Here is a 16376-nt window from a genome sequence, read left to right on the forward strand (position 1 = left end):
CCGCCCTCCCGCCTGCTCGTCCCCAGCCGAAGAATTCGAGAAAGAGACCTCCCCCGTGAACAAGAACCTCCGCCGTTCCCTTGCCGTCGCCGCCACCGCCACCGGCATGTGGGCCGTCGGCACCGCCGCCGCCAACGCCTCCGAGCTGCCGGTCGACGTCCCGCTCACCCAGCCGGACCTCGCCGCCGACACCACCCCGGACACGGCCGACGACCTCCTCGGCACCGTCACCGGCGTGACCGAGACCGTCCAGGACGCCGCCGAGCTCCCGCAGCCGACCGCGCCCCAGGTGAAGACCGCCGTGAAGACGCCCGTGAAGCCGGCCGTCCAGGCCCCGTCCGTCGACGCCCCGTCCGTCCCGGACGCCGAGATCGACTACCTGTTCGGGCCGCTGTCCGCGTTCGCCGCCGAGGCCGAGCGCACCCCCGACCGCGCCGGCGCCCTGCAGGCGCAGGCCGCCCCGGTCGTCGCGGGCGCCTCGCAGGACGTGCTGCCGCCCATCGCCGCCCGCGCCGTCGCGTCCCTGCTCCCGGTCGCCGGCCTGGCCCTCAACGACGCCGGCCTGCTGGCCGAGGGCGTCGTCGCCGAGGTCCCGCAGTTCGCCGGCGGCGTCACCGGTGCCGTCCAGCCGGTGGTCACCGCGGTGACCGACCAGGTCCAGCCGGTCGTCCGCGGCGTCGGCGGCAGCGCCACGGGCCTCACCGGGGCCGTCACCGACGGCGCCACCCCGCTCGCCGGCAACGCCACGAACGGCGTCCGCAGCGTCGCCGTCGCGGTCACCCCGGACTACCTGCCCGGCTACGGCGGCTGATCCACACCGAGGCCCACACGGGCCGCGCCTGATCCGCCGGGGGCCCGCACGGGCCGCACCTGATCCACCCGAGGCCCGCACGGGCCCACCCCGGGCCTCACCGGCCTGCACCCGCCCCATGGCCGCACCCGGCCATGGGGCGGCCTGCAGCACCACGCGTCAGCGCCCGCGCGCCTGCACCACGCCTGCACCACGCGTCTCACCACGCGCCTGCACCACGCGCCTCACCACGCGTCAGCGCCCGTGTGCCTGCACCACGCCCCTGACAGCACCCACGAAATCCGCCCCCACGAAATCCGCACCCCCACCCACCCCCGCCTCCCACGGAATCCGCACCCGCCCCGCCACCCGCCCGGCCGCCTCCCGCCCCACTGAGGCCCATATCACACCGCGGCCCGCGCGCACCTCACCCCGGAGCCGGGCGCGTCGTGAGGCGCCCAAAGCCCGTCCCCCGCCTGCCTCAAGGCCCCGGGGGCCGTCCGCCGCCGCCCCTACGCACCGCCCCGTACCCCCCACGTTCTGTGACCCGTATCACCGCCAGGTTGTGATCTGCGATTTAGGGACCCAGGTCCCGCGGGGATAACCTGCGAGACGGACATGCCGCGTCCACGGACACCGTGTACGCCTCCCTTGTGACAGCGCAGTCACGTTGCCCTCCGCGGCACGCCCACGCAGACAACGAACCGCGATCATCAGAAAAGGGACGGACGCGCGTGGACCTGTTCGAGTACCAGGCGAGGGACCTCTTCGCCAAGCACGGTGTACCGGTGCTGGCCGGTGAAGTCATCGACACGCCTGAGGCGGCGCGCGAGGCCACCGAGCGTCTCGGTGGCAAGTCGGTCGTCAAGGCGCAGGTGAAGGTCGGCGGCCGCGGCAAGGCCGGCGGCGTCAAGCTGGCCGCCACCCCGGACGAGGCCGTCGCCCGCGCGACGGACATCCTCGGGATGGACATCAAGGGCCACACGGTCCACAAGGTGATGATCGCGGAGACCGCTCCGGAGATCGTCGAGGAGTACTACGTCTCGTACCTCCTCGACCGCACCAACCGCACCTTCCTGGCCATGGCCTCCGTCGCCGGCGGCATGGACATCGAGGAGGTCGCCGCGACGACCCCCGAGAAGCTCGCCAAGGTGCCGGTGGACGCCAACAAGGGCGTCGACATCGAGAAGGCCCGCGAGATCGTGGCCCAGGCCCAGTTCCCGGCCGAGGTCGCCGAGAAGGTCGCCGAGGTCCTCGTGACCCTGTGGAAGACCTTCATCGCCGAGGACGCGCTCCTCGTCGAGGTCAACCCGCTGGCCAAGGTCGCCTCCGGCGACATCCTGGCCCTCGACGGCAAGGTGTCCCTCGACGCCAACGCCGACTTCCGTCAGCCGGAGCACGAGGCGCTCGAGGACAAGGCCGCAGCCAACCCGCTCGAGGCTGCCGCCAAGGCCAAGGGCCTCAACTACGTCAAGCTCGACGGCGAGGTCGGCATCATCGGCAACGGCGCCGGCCTGGTCATGTCGACCCTGGACGTCGTCGCGTACGCCGGTGAGAACCACGGCGGCGTGAAGCCGGCCAACTTCCTCGACATCGGCGGCGGCGCCTCCGCCGAGGTCATGGCGAACGGCCTGGAGATCATCCTGGGCGACCCGGACGTCAAGTCCGTGTTCGTCAACGTCTTCGGCGGCATCACCGCCTGCGACGAGGTCGCCAACGGCATCGTCCAGGCCCTGGAGCTGCTCGCCTCCAAGGGCGAGGAGGTCACCAAGCCGCTGGTCGTGCGCCTCGACGGCAACAACGCGGAGCTGGGTCGCAAGATCCTGTCGGACGCCAACCACCCGCTGGTGCAGCGCGTGGACACCATGGACGGAGCGGCCGACAAGGCCGCCGAGCTCGCGGCTGCGAAGTAAGGATCGAGGGACTACACAGCCATGGCTATCTTCCTTGACAAGGACTCCAAGGTCATCGTCCAGGGCATGACCGGTGCCACGGGCATGAAGCACACCAAGCTCATGCTGGGTGACGGCACCAACATCGTCGGCGGCGTGAACCCGCGCAAGGCCGGCACCTCCGTCGACTTCGACGGCACCGAGATCCCGGTCTTCGGCACCGTCGCCGAGGCGATGGAGAAGACGGGCGCCAACGTCTCCGTCCTCTTCGTCCCGCCGGCCTTCGCCAAGGCCGCCGTGGTCGAGGCGATCGACGCCGAGATCCCGCTCGCCGTGGTCATCACCGAGGGCATCGCCGTGCACGACTCCGCCGCGTTCTACGCGTACGCGGTGGAGAAGGGCAACAAGACCCGCCTCATCGGCCCGAACTGCCCCGGTCTCATCACCCCGGGCCAGTCCAACGCCGGCATCATCCCGGGCGACATCACGAAGCCGGGCCGCATCGGCCTGGTCTCGAAGTCCGGCACGCTGACGTACCAGATGATGTACGAGCTCCGCGACATCGGCTTCTCCTCCGCCGTCGGCATCGGTGGCGACCCGGTCATCGGCACCACGCACATCGACTGCCTGGCGGCCTTCGAGGCCGACCCGGACACCGACCTGATCGTGATGATCGGCGAGATCGGCGGCGACGCCGAGGAGCGTGCGGCCGACTTCATCAAGGCCAACGTCACCAAGCCGGTCGTCGGCTACGTCGCGGGCTTCACCGCGCCCGAGGGCAAGACCATGGGCCACGCCGGCGCCATCGTCTCCGGCTCCTCCGGCACCGCCCAGGCGAAGAAGGAGGCCCTCGAGGCCGCCGGCGTCAAGGTCGGCAAGACCCCGACCGAGACCGCGAAGCTGGCGCGCGCGATCCTCGGCGGCTGACGCGTCCCACCGAGCACCGCCGCGTGACCGCGGCCGTGTGACCGCACAGGTGGGCCCCGTTCCCGGAACTTCCGGGGGCGGGGCCCACGCGCGTGTCCGGCCGGAGTCAGCGACTCCGGCCGTTCAGTCGTTCAGCCGTCCAGCCGTCCGTCCCGTTCAGCCGGCCTGCGGCACCAGGCGTTCCGGCCCGTGGTGCGGCTGCGAGCGCAGCGCGTCGCGCAGCTCCTCGTCCTCGGGGCCCAGTTTCTCCGGGCCGCCGCGCACCGGTACGCCCTCGACCACCTGGCCCGGAGCGACCTCGGGCACGTACTGCGTCGGGGCGGTGTGCAGCGTGAACGCCGTCGCGCCGATCAGCGCGGCGGTCAGGGTGTACGTGGAGCGGGTCCACAGCCGGGTGCGGCGCTCGCTGCCGGAGCGCACGGCGTGCGCGGGCGCGAGCGAGACCGTCGGGGCCTCGGCCACCAGCGCGCGCAGCCGCGCGTGCAGCGCGTCCGGGTCGGCCAGCTCGGGGATCGCGCGGCCGATGCAGGCGCGGGCGTACAGGAGGCGGTTCGCCGCCGCCGGCGTGCTCGCCTCGGTCTCGGCGGCCGTGTCCGGCAGGTCCAGGCCGAGGCCGTCGTAGAGCAGCACGGTGCGGCGGTACGGCGGCGGCAGCTCCAGGAGCGCCTGAAGGATCGCCCGACGGCCCGCGTCGGTCGGCGGGGCGTCGGGGTGCCGGTGCGCCCGGCGCAGCCGGTGCCAGGGCGAGAGCGCGAACTCGTACGCCACCGCCCGCACCCACCCGACCGGGTCCCGGTCGACCGCGACCTCGGGCCAGTGCTGCCAGGCGTGGTGGAACGCCCGCTCCACGGACTCGCGGGACAGCCTGCGGCGGCCGGTGAGCAGATACGTCTGATGGACGAGCCCCGGGGCCGCGTGGGCGTAGAGCGCGTCGAACGCCCCCTCGGGCGTGAGCTCGGCGCGAGCCCGGGCGACCGCCGGCTCCGGCTCGGGATCCCGCTCGGCCACGCGCACGCCCTCCTGCGCAGGCGCGGGGTCCGCCGCCTCGGGCGGCCGTACGGCTTCGGGCTTCGGCCGGGGCGGGCGTACGGCTTCGGGCGTCGGCTCGGGCGGCCGTACGGGCTCTGGCTCCGGCTCGGGCGGCCGTACGGGTTTGGGCCGGAGTTCCGGCCGGCGTACGGCTTCGGGCTGCGGCTCCGGCCGGCGTACGGGCTCCGGATCGGGCTCCGGCGCGCGGTCCACGGCCAGTTGCGGCTGTTTCAGGCGCTCCTGGTGCTCCTGGTGCTCTTGGCGCTCCTGGTGCTCCTCGGGCGGGGCCGGGGGCGGGGTCGTCCTGGGGCGGCTCGCCGGGCGCGTGGGGGGCTTGCGGGCGGCGCGCTTCAGGGGCGCGGGCTCCGGTTCCTCCGCGCCCAGCAGCTTCACGTACGCCTCCCGTTTGCGCCCGCGTGGCGTGGAGCGGCCGGTCTCCCAGGAGCGGACCGTCGCCCGGGTGACGCCCAGCGCCTCGGCGACCTGGTCCTCGGTCAGCGCCTTCGCCTCGCGCAGCCTGCGGCGTTCCTTGGGGGAGGGCAGCGAGTCGGCGGCGGAGCGTGCGGTGCCCTGGCTCATGGACGACGACCTCCCGGAGCGCTGCTCTGGCCGTAAAAGCACATAAATGTATCTTGAACGACACAACGGACTATTGCCTGTTACGCCACAAAAGCGCGTGTCGTTGGCAGCATGGGGCGGGTGACCCACCTCACCGAGCAGGGCGCCCCGCCCCCGCCCCAGGCCCTCGTCCGGAGCGGCCGTACCGCCGTCCTCGCCGGCGCCGTCCTGCGCGGCGGCGTCGCGGCGGGGCTGGGCCTGGGGGCGCTCGCGGTGCTCGTCACCGTGCTGTGGATCAGCTCGCCGTACCCGGACAGCGGCCCCGGCGGGGCGCTGCACGTGGCGGCCGGGCTGTGGCTGCTGGCGCACGGCGTGGACCTGGTCCGCACCGACACGCTCACCGGCGTGCCCGCGCCGCTCGGGATCGTCCCGCTGCTGCTCGTGGCGCTGCCGGCGTGGCTGGTGCACCGGGCCGCGCGGGACGCGATGGAGCCGGAGGACGGGCGGCCGCGGCTGGCGGCGGCCGGGGCGGTGGGCGCGGTGACGGGCGGCTACCTCCTGGTGGGCGCGGCGGTGGTGCTGTACGCCGCGGGCGGCCCGTTCCCGGCGGACCCGCCGGCCGCCGCCTGCTGGCTGCCGGGCGTGACGCTCGCGGCGGCGGCGTCGGGCGCGTGGACGGCGAGCGGCCGGCCGCTCGCGCCGCTGGCCCGCCGGGTGCCGCGCGCCGGAGTGGCGCTGCGGGCGGCGGCCGTCGGGCTGCTGACGCTGCTCGCCGGGGGCACGGTGCTGGTCGCGGCCTCGCTGGTGTGGCACGCGGCGGCGGTCGGGGACGCGTACACGGGGCTCGCGGAGGAGTGGTCGGGGCGGCTCGCGCTGGCGCTGCTCCTCGTGGCGCTGGTCCCGAACGCGGCGGTGTGGGGCGCGGCGTACGGCCTGGGCCCCGGCGTGATGCTCGGTACGGGCGCGGTGACGAGCCCGTACCTCGTGACCGGCACCCCGGTCGTCCCGTCCTTCCCGCTGCTGGCCGCGCTGCCGGAGCCGGGGCCCACGATGTGGGCGCACTGGCTCGCGACGGCGGTGCCGCTCGCGGCGGGCGCGGCGCTGGGCCGGCGTACGGGGCGGGTGGCGACGACCTGGACGGCGCGGGCCACGGCGTGGACGACGCTCCAGGCCGCGGGCCTGTGCGGGGCGGTCATCGCGGTCCTGGCCGCGGCGGCGGGCGGGCCGCTGGGCGTGGCCCGGCTCGCCGCGTTCGGCCCGGTGTGGTGGGCGACGGGCGCGGCGGCGGCCCTGTGGGCGGCGGCCCTGGGCGTCCCCGTGGCCCTCGGCGTACGGGCCTGGGCCCGCCGCGCCGAGAGGGCGGCGGCGGAGGAGACCCCGGCCGCCCCGGAGGCACGGCAGGCCGGCCGCCCGGCCCCCGAACCGGCCGGAACGCCGACGACGATCTCCCTGGAGCTGGACGAGCCCGCGTACGAGCCTCCGTACGAGTCCTACGACCTCTTCCCGGCCGCCTGGGAATCCCCGTCCCATCCCGTCACCGAAGCGCCGCCGCCGGCCCCCGAGCCACGGAGCCCCGCACAGGCCCAGGCGCTCCCGCCCGCCCCGCCCTCCCCGTCCTCCCCCGCCGCACCGGAGGCCCCGCCGGCCTCCGAGAGCGCCCTCGCCTCGCCGCCCGGCGGCGAGTGACGTCCCGGAGGGCGGCGCGTCAGGCGGCGGCCGCCCCCGCCTCCTTCGGCCGGGACACGCGGGCGACGAGCAGGAGCAGGGCGCCGCAGCCGGCGACCAGGATCCACCCGGGCCGCGAGGCGTGGGCGAGCCCCGCCGGACCGGCGGCCGCGACGAGGCCGCCGGCGAGCGCGATGCCGAGGGCGGAGCCGAGCTGCCGTGCGGTGGAGGTGATCGCCCCGGCCACCCCGGCACGATCGGGCGGCAGTCCGTTCACCGCGGTGTTGGTGATCGGGGCGTTGGCGAAGCCGAATCCGATGCCGATGAGCGCGTACGCGGTCAGGAGCAGGAACACGCTCGTGTCCGGGGTGAGCCCGACCAGGCAGAGCCCGCCGGCCGTGAGGAAACCGCCCGCGAGCATCAGCGGCAGCCGCGGCCCGGTGCGGCCGGCCATCCGGCCCGACCAGGGGGCGCAGACGATCGCCCCGAGGGCCAGGGGCAAGGTCGCCGCGCCGGCCGCCAACGGCGTCCATCCGCGGGTGTGCTGCAGATAGAGCGTGCTCAGCAGCAGGGTCGTGCTGAGGGCGACGAAGACGCCCACCGCGCCCACGACGGCGGCGCCGAAGACCGGGCGGACGAAGAGCCGCGGGTCCATCAGCGGCTCGGACCGTCGGAACTCCACCCATACGAATCCGGCCGCTACCAGGGCGGCCCCGGCGTACGCGGCCAGCGCCGCGGGCGAGGTCCAGCCGATCCGCGGGCCCTCGATCAGGACGCCCACCACGGTGGCGAGGAGCAGGGTCAGCAGGACCTGGCCGGGCAGGTCGAGCCGCCGGGCCCGCGGCGCCCGGGACTCCGGCACGAACACCGCGCTGAGCAGCAGAGCGGCCGCGACCACGGGTGCGTTGATCCAGAACAGCGCCCGCCAGTCGAAGCCGGAGAGCAGCGCGCCGCCCGTGACGGGTCCGGCGGCCATGCTCAGTCCGAACACGGACGCCCAGATGCCGATCGCCTGTGCCCGTTCCCTCGGGTCGGGCATCGCGTTCACCACGATCGCGAGCGCCACCGGGCTGAGCATCGAGGCCCCGACCCCCTGCAGGGCGCGGGCCGCGACGAGGACGCCCGCGGACGGGGCGAGCGCGCAGAGCAGGGACGCCGCGCCGAAGACGGCCAGCCCGCACTGGAACACCCGGCGGCGTCCGAAGCGGTCCGCGAGGGCGCCGGAGGAGATCAGGAGGCTGGCCAGGACGAGGGTGTACGCGTCCACGATCCATTCGAGGCCGCGGGTGTCGATGCCCAGGCCGTGGCCGATGGCCGGCAGGCCGACGTTCACGACGGTGGTGTCGAGGCCCACGAGGAACATGCTCAGGCAGCAGACGGCCAGCACCGTCCAGCGTCTGCGCGCACTCAGGGTCGGGGGAGCGGGGGATGCGGTGGTCGCGGTCACGGCCTGCCTCTGAAGTCGGGAACAGTGCCCGGCAAGGCTCGGCCCCGGCGACGCCAGCAGCCCGTCGTTTTTGCGGAGACCGCAAAAACGACGGGCTGCTGGACGTCTCTGGGCCGGCTCCGGCCGCCCCCCCCGGAGTGCTAGACCCGCTGGCTCTGCTCGATGATGTCCTGCCACGGCTGGGGCAGTTCCCGGGCGCAGGACTGCCGGCCGGTCTCGGTCAGGGCGTCCTCGACGCAGGTGAAGTAGTCGCTGTAGACGAGACGGAAGGTGAAGCCGGCCACCACGATCACGAGCGCGAGACCCGCCGCCACCAGGCCGGTGATCGCAGCCCTGCGCTGCGGCCTGCGGGCGGCCAGGGCGGTGGCCACGGCGACCGGGGAGGCGTCCGCCTGCGGGGCCTTCGGCTTGGCCCGCAGGGAGCTGACGCCCCAGTAGATGCCCAGCGCGCCGAGCAGCAGCGCCGGCTCGAACAGGGTGAAGACCGCGAAGAAGAACGCCCACATGCCCGCGAGCAGCGCGTACCGCGCCCGCCGCTGCGCCGGGTCCGTCGGGTCCCAGCGCAGGCCGGGGCCCTCCGACGGGCCGTCCGGCCCGCCCTGCCCGCCCTCGGGGCGGCGGCCCCAGCCCGCCGAGGAGCGGCCCGGCTGGCGGCTGCTCCAGCGGCCCGAGGAGTCGCCCGAGCCGGAGGCGCCGGAGGCGTCGTCGCCCTCGCCCTCCGGTCGCCGCGGCTGCCAGGGCTGGTCCGGCGCGCCCTCCGGCGGCGGCGCGAACGGATTGTTGTCGTCCGTGGACTGGCGTTCCGTACGGCGGCGGTCCGGCATGTGGTGAACGTCTTCCCTCTGTCGTCGCGTCGAGGCGCTGGAGCGTGTGGTCGTCCGGCGTCGTCCCCAGACGCTACCGCCCGCCCGCGCCCCCGTCCCCCGGGGGCCGTCCGGTGTGCCGGTATCGTTGCTGACGTTCGGACCCTTCGTAGGGTTCCCCGTATTCAGGGTTGCGATTCGTTCGTACGACCGCACAAACACCACGGAAAGAGTGACCCAGTGGCTGCCGCCCGCCTTGTCGTCCTGGTCTCCGGGTCCGGTACCAATCTCCAGGCCCTGCTCGACGCCGTCGCCGCGGACCCCGAGTACGGGGCGGAGATCGTCGCCGTCGGCGCGGACCGCGACGGCATCGCCGGTCTGGAGCGCGCGGAGCGCGCCGGCCTGCCCACCTTCGTCTGCCGGGTCAAGGACCACGCCAGCCGCGAGGAGTGGGACCGGGCGCTGGCCGAGGCCACCGCCGCGTACGAGCCGGACCTCGTGATCTCGGCCGGCTTCATGAAGATCGTCGGCAAGGAGTTCCTCGCCCGTTTCGGTGGCCGGGTCGTGAACACGCACCCCGCGCTGCTGCCCAGTTTTCCCGGAGCGCACGGCGTGCGCGACGCCCTCGCGTACGGCGCGAAGGTCACCGGGTGCACCGTCCACTTCGTCGACGACGGCGTCGACACCGGACCGATCATCGCCCAGGGCGTGGTCGAGGTCCGGGACAGTGACGACGAAGCCGCTCTGCACGAGCGCATCAAGGAAGTCGAGCGCTCGCTGCTCGTCGAGGTCGTGGGGCGTCTCGCCCGCAACGGCTACCGCATTGAGGGACGAAAGGTTCATGTCGGTGAATAAGCCCATCCGTCGCGCGTTGATCAGTGTCTACGACAAGACGGGCCTGGAGGAGCTCGCCACCGGGCTGCACGAGGCCGGCGTCGAGCTCGTCTCGACCGGCTCCACCGCCTCCAGGATCGCGGCGGCCGGCGTCCCGGTCACCAAGGTCGAGGAGCTGACCGGCTTCCCTGAGTGCCTGGACGGCCGCGTCAAGACCCTGCACCCGCGGGTGCACGCCGGCATCCTCGCCGACCTGCGCCTGGACTCGCACCGCGAGCAGCTCGCCGAGCTGGGCGTGGAGCCGTTCGACCTGGTGGTCGTGAACCTCTACCCGTTCCGCGAGACCGTCGCCTCCGGCGCCACCCCGGACGAGTGCGTCGAGCAGATCGACATCGGCGGCCCGTCGATGGTCCGCGCCGCGGCCAAGAACCACCCGTCGGTCGCGATCGTCACCAGCCCGGAGCGGTACGCCGACGTCCTGGACGCGGTGAAGGCCGGCGGCTTCGACCTGACCGCCCGCAAGCGGCTCGCCGCCGAGGCGTTCCAGCACACCGCCGCGTACGACGTGGCCGTCGCCTCCTGGTTCGCCGACGACTACGCGGCGGCCGACGACAGCGGCTTCCCCGATTTCCTCGGCGCGACGTACACGCGCAAGAACGTGCTCCGCTACGGCGAGAACCCGCACCAGGGCGCCGCGCTGTACGTGGACGGCACGGGCGGCCTGGCCGAGGCGGAGCAGCTGCACGGCAAGGAGATGTCGTACAACAACTACACGGACACCGACGCCGCGCGCCGGGCCGCGTACGACCACGACGAGCCCTGCGTCGCGATCATCAAGCACGCCAACCCGTGCGGCATCGCCGTCGGCGCGGACGTCGCCGAGGCCCACCGCAAGGCCCACGCCTGCGACCCGCTGTCCGCGTTCGGCGGTGTGATCGCGGTCAACCGCCCGGTGTCCGTCGCCATGGCCGAGCAGGTCGCCGAGATCTTCACCGAGGTCGTCGTGGCGCCCGGCTACGAGGACGGCGCGGTCGAGATCCTCGCCAAGAAGAAGAACATCCGCGTTCTGAAGGCCGAGGGCGCCCCGAGCAGCCCGGTCGAGGTCAAGCCGGTCGACGGCGGCGCGCTGCTCCAGGTCGCCGACCGCCTCCAGGCCGAGGGCGACGACCCGGCGAACTGGACCCTCGCGACCGGCGATGCGCTGTCCGCCGAGGAGCTGGCCGAGCTGGCCTTCGCCTGGAAGGCGTGCCGCGCGGTCAAGTCCAACGCGATCCTGCTCGCCAAGGACGGCGCCTCGGTCGGCGTGGGCATGGGCCAGGTCAACCGCGTCGACTCCGCGAAGCTCGCCGTCGAGCGCGCCGGCGAGGAGCGCGCCCGCGGCTCGTACGCGGCCTCCGACGCGTTCTTCCCCTTCCCCGACGGCCTGGAGATCCTCCTGGACGCCGGTGTGAAGGCGGTCGTCCAGCCCGGCGGCTCGGTCCGCGACGAGCTGGTGATCGAGGCCGCGAAGAAGGCCGGCGTGACGATGTACTTCACCGGCACCCGCCACTTCTTCCACTGACGGCGGGCGCCGCGTCAGCAGCGCTTCGCCCACGTGTGGGACAGGACCGGGGCCGGCGTCGGGAGGTTCTGACGCCGGCCCCGCTCCACGCAGCCCAGGCGCCGCTGGAGGCCGGCCTCGGCGAAGTAGGCGACGTGGACGAAGCCCTTGGGGTCCGGGCCGCCGTTGTTGAAGACGGAGCGGGCGCTCGTGCGGTCGGCCCAGGAGCAGTCGGTCTGGCCGTCGAACCAGTCGGGGTCGTCGCCCTCCCAGGCGCACATCTCGCCGCCGCCGTCCGGTGCGGAGAAGAAGCAGACCGCGCGGGGCGTGCAGCGCTCGTAGCCGGCGGCGGTGGCGGTGACAGTGGCCCCTGCTTTCGGCGTCGCCTTCGCCTTGGCCCGCGGCGTCTCGTCCGGCAGGAGCGTCACGCCGAGGGCCGTCACGGCCAGGGTCAGGACCGCGGCCGCCGCGGTCAGCAGCGGCCGGCGGGACCGGCGCGCCGGCCGGCCCTCGGCCGCCTCCTGTACGCGGGGCAGCAGGGACTCCGCCGTGCGGCCCGCGCCGCGGGCCCGGTCCTCGTGGCTGCGGCTCAGGCAGGCCCCGACGATCTCCCGCCACGCCTCGGACAGTTCGGGGGAGAGGCGCAGTTCCTCGTCGCCGCGCGCGTACCGCAGGGCGGCGTCGCGCCGGGCCGACGGCGTACCGCCGGGCAGCGGGTGTCCGCCGGTGAGCACCAGGTGCGCGAGCACGCCGAAGGCCCACAGGTCCGCCGTCGGGCGGATCCGGGTGCCGTGCTCGCCGAAGTCGGACCACAGCAGCTCGGGCGGCGTGTAGTCGGCCGTCGCGAACGCCGTCGCGTACGCGTGGGTGCCCTCCAGTTCGCTCGCCGTGCTGAAGTCGCCGAGCCGGACGGAGCCGTCCGCCATCAGCAGCACGTTCCCCGGCTTCAGGTCGCCGTGCACCCAGCCCGCGCCGTGGAGTTGGGCCAGGCCCTCGCAGACCTGCGTCAGGACCCGCGCCCGGTCCGCGGCCGGCAGCCCCGGCAGCGCGGTCTGCAGCGAGTCCGCCGCCTCCTCCAGGACCAGCACGGTCGCGCCGTCCAGCTCCGGGTGCTCCGGGTCGTCGACGGTCAGCGCCTCGTACATCCGGATCAGCCGCGGCGAGCGCAGCCGGCCGAGCAGCTCCACCTCGCGCTCGGCGAGATCGCGCAGGTGCCGCAGCTGGCGCGGAGTCCGGGTGCCGGTCGGCAGGAACTTCAGGGCGGCCCGCGCGGGCAGGCCGTCGTCGGCGGAGGAGTCCTCGGACCGGACCGCCGCGTAGACGCTGCCGAACGCACCGGCGCCCAGAGGGCGTTCGACGGTCCACGGGCCGATCCGGTGGCCCGTGGGCACGGTGATCGGGTAATCGCTCACCGCGACGCCCCGGTCGGCACCGCCAGCGCCGTCAGGTCGTCCTCGCGGACCAGGTCGAAGCGGAGCGCGAGGGACACCAGGGTCTCCTTCTTGCCGTTGAGCCGCGGGCCGGTGTCGGCCCGCTCCGGGCCGGGCTTGAGGCGGAGCTTGACCGCCAGGTAGTCGATGTTCCACTGCACGGCGGCCCGGTTCACGGCCGGCCACAGCGGTCGCAGCCGTGCGCAGACCTCCTCGACCGTCGGCGGCGGGGCGTGCGGTTCGCCGCGCAGCCGGGCCTCGCACAGGGCGGCGAGGACGAGGAAGTAGCGCTTGCTCCGGTCCAGCGGGAAGGCGAGCACGGTCGGTTCGCCGGCCCCGCCGGACGCCTCCGCCTGCACGTAGTCGTGGCGCGGCGCCCACACGGAGAACGCGAGCAGTTCGCTGCCCGCGGGCAGCACGACCCGCGCGAACTCGAAGGGGATCGGGGCTTCGACCCGCCCCGGCGCGATCTTCACGTGCTCGCCCGCGCCCTCCGGGTTCTCCACGACGTACGTCGCTCCGCCGCTGAAGTTGCTGAGCGCCCAGTAGGTCCCGGTCGCCGTGATCTCGCCCGCCGTACGCGACACCCCCGGGTGCGGGAGGTCCAGGTGGGGACGGCCGGAGGCGGGGGCGACCCGGCCGAAGTGGAGCCGCTCGCCCGGGGCCAGCCGTACCTGGTCGTCCGGGCTCGTGGCGTGTGCGGGCACCACGATGATGCTGTGCATGGCGCTTCCTTTCCCCGAGGTGTGGGCGAAAGGGTAGGGAGCCGCGATAAACGAACGCAGAACGCGCGAAGACCCGCCGGTCCGGGGACCGACGGGCCTTGCGCGCGTGAGGCGCCGGGGCGCCCGGCGCGGTTACTTCTTGATGACCAGCGTGCCGGCCGCACGGTCGTGCCAGCCCTGCAGCTTGCCGGAGTTGTCGAAGAACGGCGAGATGTACACGAGGATCGCGCCGATGTAGCAGAGGAACGCACCGACGATCGGGATGATCCAGCGGATGAAGCCGCCGCCCAGGCCCGGCTTCTGACCGGTGTTCTCCTTGATGACGCGCAGGCCGAGGGCCATCTTGCCGAGCGTCGCGCCGACGAAGGCGATCATCAGCCACTCGTACAGCATGGTGGCGATGGCGACGAGCGCGAGCATGCCGAAGACGGCGGCGAGCATGCCGCCGGCCGCCTCGGCCTGCTCGTTCACGCAGGTCTGGTAGTCCGCGGCCATCGGGTCACAGGTCTGGGCGGTCTCGGCGACGCCGACGACGCCCGCGAGACCGACCGCCATCAGGACCCAGACGACGACGGAGATGGCCACACCGTCGATCAGACGGGCGCCGAAGCGCGCGCCCATCGAGGCGACCTGGACGGTGCCGAGGACCGGCACGTTGATGTAGCCGTTGTTGGCCTGCAGCGTGCCCGGCGCCTGCGGGGCGGCGCCGTACGGCTGCGCCGGCTGCTGCGGGTAGCCGTAGCCCTGCTGGGGCGGCACGCCCGGCTGCTGCGGCTGCTGCGGGTAGCCGTAACCGGGCTGGCCGCCCTGCTGGGGCTGCTGCCCGTACGGGTTGTTCGGGTCGCCGAAGCTCATGTGGGGTCTTTCCTCCGTTGCGGGGACGACGCGGCCACGCGGAGGAAACAGCGGAATGAGATGTAGCGGTGCGCCCCCCGGCAGTGCCCGCGGCACTGTTCGGCCCCCATCGTCATAAGTGCCGCGTAAGTTTGTCCAGCCGGAATGCAGATGTGTTGCCGGAGTGCAACCGCGGACCCGGTCGTTCCGGGCCCGTCGGACCCCCTCCCGGACACCGGCCGGGGCGGCCGGATTGGAACAAGGGCGGGGTCATCCGGGAGGATGGCGGCATGAGCGCGCAGATCCTCGACGGCAAGGCCACCGCGGCCGAGATCAAGTCCGACCTGGCCACCCGGGTGGCCGCCCTGAAGGAGCGGGGCTTCGCCCCCGGCCTCGGCACCATCCTGGTCGGCGAAGACCCGGGCAGCCAGAAGTACGTGGCCGGCAAGCACCGCGACTGCGCGGAGGTCGGGCTCGCGTCCATCCAGCGCGAACTGCCCGCCACGGCCACGCAGGAGGAGATCGAGGCGGTCGTCCGCGAGCTCAACGAGGACCCCGCCTGCACCGGTTACATCGTGCAGCTGCCGCTGCCCAAGGGCATCGACGAGAACCGCGTCCTGGAGCTGATGGACCCGGCGAAGGACGCCGACGGCCTGCACCCGACCAACCTCGGCCGCCTCGTCCTGAACGAGCCCGCGCCGCTGCCCTGCACCCCGAACGGCATCATCCAGCTGCTGCGCCGGCACGGCGTGGAGATCAAGGGCGCGGAGGTCGTGGTCGTCGGCCGCGGCGTCACCATCGGCCGTCCGATGCCGCTGCTGCTGACCCGCCGCTCGGAGAACGCGACGGTGACGCAGTGCCACACCGGGACGAAGGACCTGTCCGCGCACCTGCGCCGGGCGGACATCGTCATCGCCGCGGCGGGCGTGCCGCACCTGATCAAGCCGGAGGACGTGAAGCCGGGCGCGGCCGTCCTGGACGTCGGCGTCTCGCGCAACGAGGAGGGCCGGATCGTCGGTGACGTCCACCCGGGCGTCGCCGAGGTGGCCGGCTGGATCTCCCCGAACCCCGGCGGCGTCGGACCGATGACGCGGGCGCTGCTGCTCGTGAACGTGGTCGAGGCGGCGGAGCGCGCGGCCGCGGCCGCGGCGCACTGACGTGAAGGGCGGGAGCCCGGTGCCGGCCGACCCGGAGCCGGAGGGGGCGCAGGCGGCGGAGGCCGCCGGGGCGTCCGAGGCCGCCGCGTCCGCCGCGCACCGGTCGCGGCGGCCGCCGGCGGTCACCACGGACACCGCGCGGCCCGAGGGCGGCGGCCGGGCGGCGCCCGGCGACGCGCCCGCGCCGGCCCGGCAGTGGCCGCTGCTGACGGTGCTCGGCCTCGCCGCGCTGGGGCTGCTGATCGTGGGCACGGACGCGTTCGGACAGTCGTTCCGGGTCGGTTCGATCCTGGTGGGCGTGGCGCTGCTGACGGGGGCCGTGCTGCGCCGGATCCTGCCGTCCGTCGGCATGCTGGCGGTCCGCTCCCGGTTCACGGACATGGTCACGTACGGGGTCATGGGGACGCTGATCGTGCTGCTCGCGCTCATGGTGCAGCCGGATCCGTGGCTGAGGATCCCGTTCCTGGAGGACGCCCTCCATCTGACGATCACGTAGGAGCCCCTGCGCGCACGACGGCGCCCGTCCTCTCCCCCGAGGGAGGACGGGCGCCGTCTGCGATCAAGGGTCATGTACGCGCCAACGGTGGATCAAGTCCCGTCGGTCCCCTGTGGCACGGAGGTGACCATTCCGCTACGTCGGCACGGAGGTTCGGGGCGACCCCGGACGGGTGGCAGTGAGCCGTCCCACAAGGGGGAGGGGGGTGCGGCGGGCCGGGGTCCGATAGCCTGACCGCCGGATATCTCT

General features: G+C 74.2%; 14 protein-coding genes. 8 read left to right on the forward strand and 6 right to left on the reverse strand.

What is annotated here, in order from left to right; all coding sequences use genetic code 11:
- The first annotated feature begins 55 nt into the window (after positions 1-55).
- From ACNJ93_RS19395 to sucD, 3 genes are all read left to right on the forward strand, one after another.
- A complete protein-coding gene (locus tag ACNJ93_RS19395) occupies positions 56-811 on the forward strand; it encodes a hypothetical protein (protein WP_418958656.1) in 756 nt (251 codons plus the stop codon).
- 713 nt (positions 812-1524) lie between these two features.
- A complete protein-coding gene (gene sucC, locus ACNJ93_RS19400) occupies positions 1525-2703 on the forward strand; it encodes an ADP-forming succinate--CoA ligase subunit beta (protein ID WP_418958657.1) in 1179 nt (392 codons plus the stop codon).
- A gap of 21 nt (positions 2704-2724) precedes the next feature.
- The gene (sucD, locus tag ACNJ93_RS19405; RefSeq protein ID WP_418958658.1) at positions 2725-3609 is read left to right on the forward strand and encodes a succinate--CoA ligase subunit alpha; all 885 of its coding nucleotides are present in this window, start codon (positions 2725-2727) and stop codon (positions 3607-3609) included.
- Positions 3610-3765: 156 nt separating this feature from the next.
- Here sucD and ACNJ93_RS19410 read toward each other — a convergent pair whose 3' ends face one another.
- Positions 3766-5217 (reverse strand): sigma factor-like helix-turn-helix DNA-binding protein, encoded by a 1452-nt coding sequence (locus tag ACNJ93_RS19410; protein ID WP_418958659.1) that lies wholly within the window; start codon positions 5215-5217, stop codon positions 3766-3768.
- A 120-nt stretch (positions 5218-5337) separates the two neighbouring features.
- Between ACNJ93_RS19410 and ACNJ93_RS19415 the strand changes: the two genes are divergently transcribed.
- Positions 5338-6882, forward strand: a complete 1545-nt coding sequence (locus ACNJ93_RS19415) for a DUF6350 family protein (protein ID WP_418958660.1) — start codon at positions 5338-5340, stop codon at positions 6880-6882.
- 19 nt (positions 6883-6901) lie between these two features.
- Here ACNJ93_RS19415 and ACNJ93_RS19420 read toward each other — a convergent pair whose 3' ends face one another.
- Entirely contained in the window at positions 6902-8308 is a 1407-nt protein-coding gene (locus ACNJ93_RS19420) for an MFS transporter (protein WP_418958661.1), read from the reverse strand.
- 140 nt (positions 8309-8448) lie between these two features.
- Complete coding sequence (locus ACNJ93_RS19425) at positions 8449-9132, reverse strand: hypothetical protein (protein WP_418958662.1); 684 nt, start codon at positions 9130-9132, stop codon at positions 8449-8451.
- A 219-nt stretch (positions 9133-9351) separates the two neighbouring features.
- Here ACNJ93_RS19425 and purN point away from each other — a divergent pair, with 219 nt between their 5' ends.
- Together purN and purH are read left to right on the forward strand one after the other, a co-directional pair.
- Complete coding sequence (purN, locus tag ACNJ93_RS19430) at positions 9352-9966, forward strand: phosphoribosylglycinamide formyltransferase (RefSeq protein ID WP_418958663.1); 615 nt, start codon at positions 9352-9354, stop codon at positions 9964-9966.
- Positions 9953-11506 carry a bifunctional phosphoribosylaminoimidazolecarboxamide formyltransferase/IMP cyclohydrolase gene (gene purH / locus ACNJ93_RS19435; RefSeq protein ID WP_418958664.1) on the forward strand — a complete coding sequence of 518 codons (1554 nt, stop codon included), beginning with the start codon at positions 9953-9955 and terminating at the stop codon, positions 11504-11506. Before purN ends, purH begins: the two co-directional genes overlap by 14 nt.
- Positions 11507-11520: 14 nt before the next feature.
- Here purH and ACNJ93_RS19440 read toward each other — a convergent pair whose 3' ends face one another.
- From ACNJ93_RS19440 to ACNJ93_RS19450, 3 genes are all read right to left on the reverse strand, one after another.
- The gene (locus tag ACNJ93_RS19440) at positions 11521-12897 is read right to left on the reverse strand and encodes a serine/threonine-protein kinase (RefSeq protein ID WP_418958665.1); all 1377 of its coding nucleotides are present in this window, start codon (positions 12895-12897) and stop codon (positions 11521-11523) included.
- Positions 12894-13640 carry an FHA domain-containing protein gene (locus ACNJ93_RS19445; RefSeq protein WP_418958666.1) on the reverse strand — a complete coding sequence of 249 codons (747 nt, stop codon included), beginning with the start codon at positions 13638-13640 and terminating at the stop codon, positions 12894-12896. Before ACNJ93_RS19445 ends, ACNJ93_RS19440 begins: the two co-directional genes overlap by 4 nt.
- Positions 13641-13772: 132 nt before the next feature.
- Complete coding sequence (locus ACNJ93_RS19450; RefSeq protein WP_418958667.1) at positions 13773-14495, reverse strand: RDD family protein; 723 nt, start codon at positions 14493-14495, stop codon at positions 13773-13775.
- Between the two features lie 269 nt (positions 14496-14764).
- Between ACNJ93_RS19450 and ACNJ93_RS19455 the strand changes: the two genes are divergently transcribed.
- A complete protein-coding gene (locus ACNJ93_RS19455) occupies positions 14765-15631 on the forward strand; it encodes a bifunctional methylenetetrahydrofolate dehydrogenase/methenyltetrahydrofolate cyclohydrolase (protein WP_418958668.1) in 867 nt (288 codons plus the stop codon).
- Positions 15632-15650: 19 nt separating this feature from the next.
- On the forward strand, positions 15651-16127 hold the full coding sequence (locus ACNJ93_RS19460; RefSeq protein ID WP_418958669.1) for a DUF3017 domain-containing protein: 477 nt from the start codon (positions 15651-15653) through the stop codon (positions 16125-16127).
- Positions 16128-16376: the final 249 nt, after the last annotated feature.

The organism is Streptomyces tritici, assembly GCF_048500665.1.
GTDB lineage: Bacteria > Actinomycetota > Actinomycetes > Streptomycetales > Streptomycetaceae > Streptomyces > Streptomyces tritici.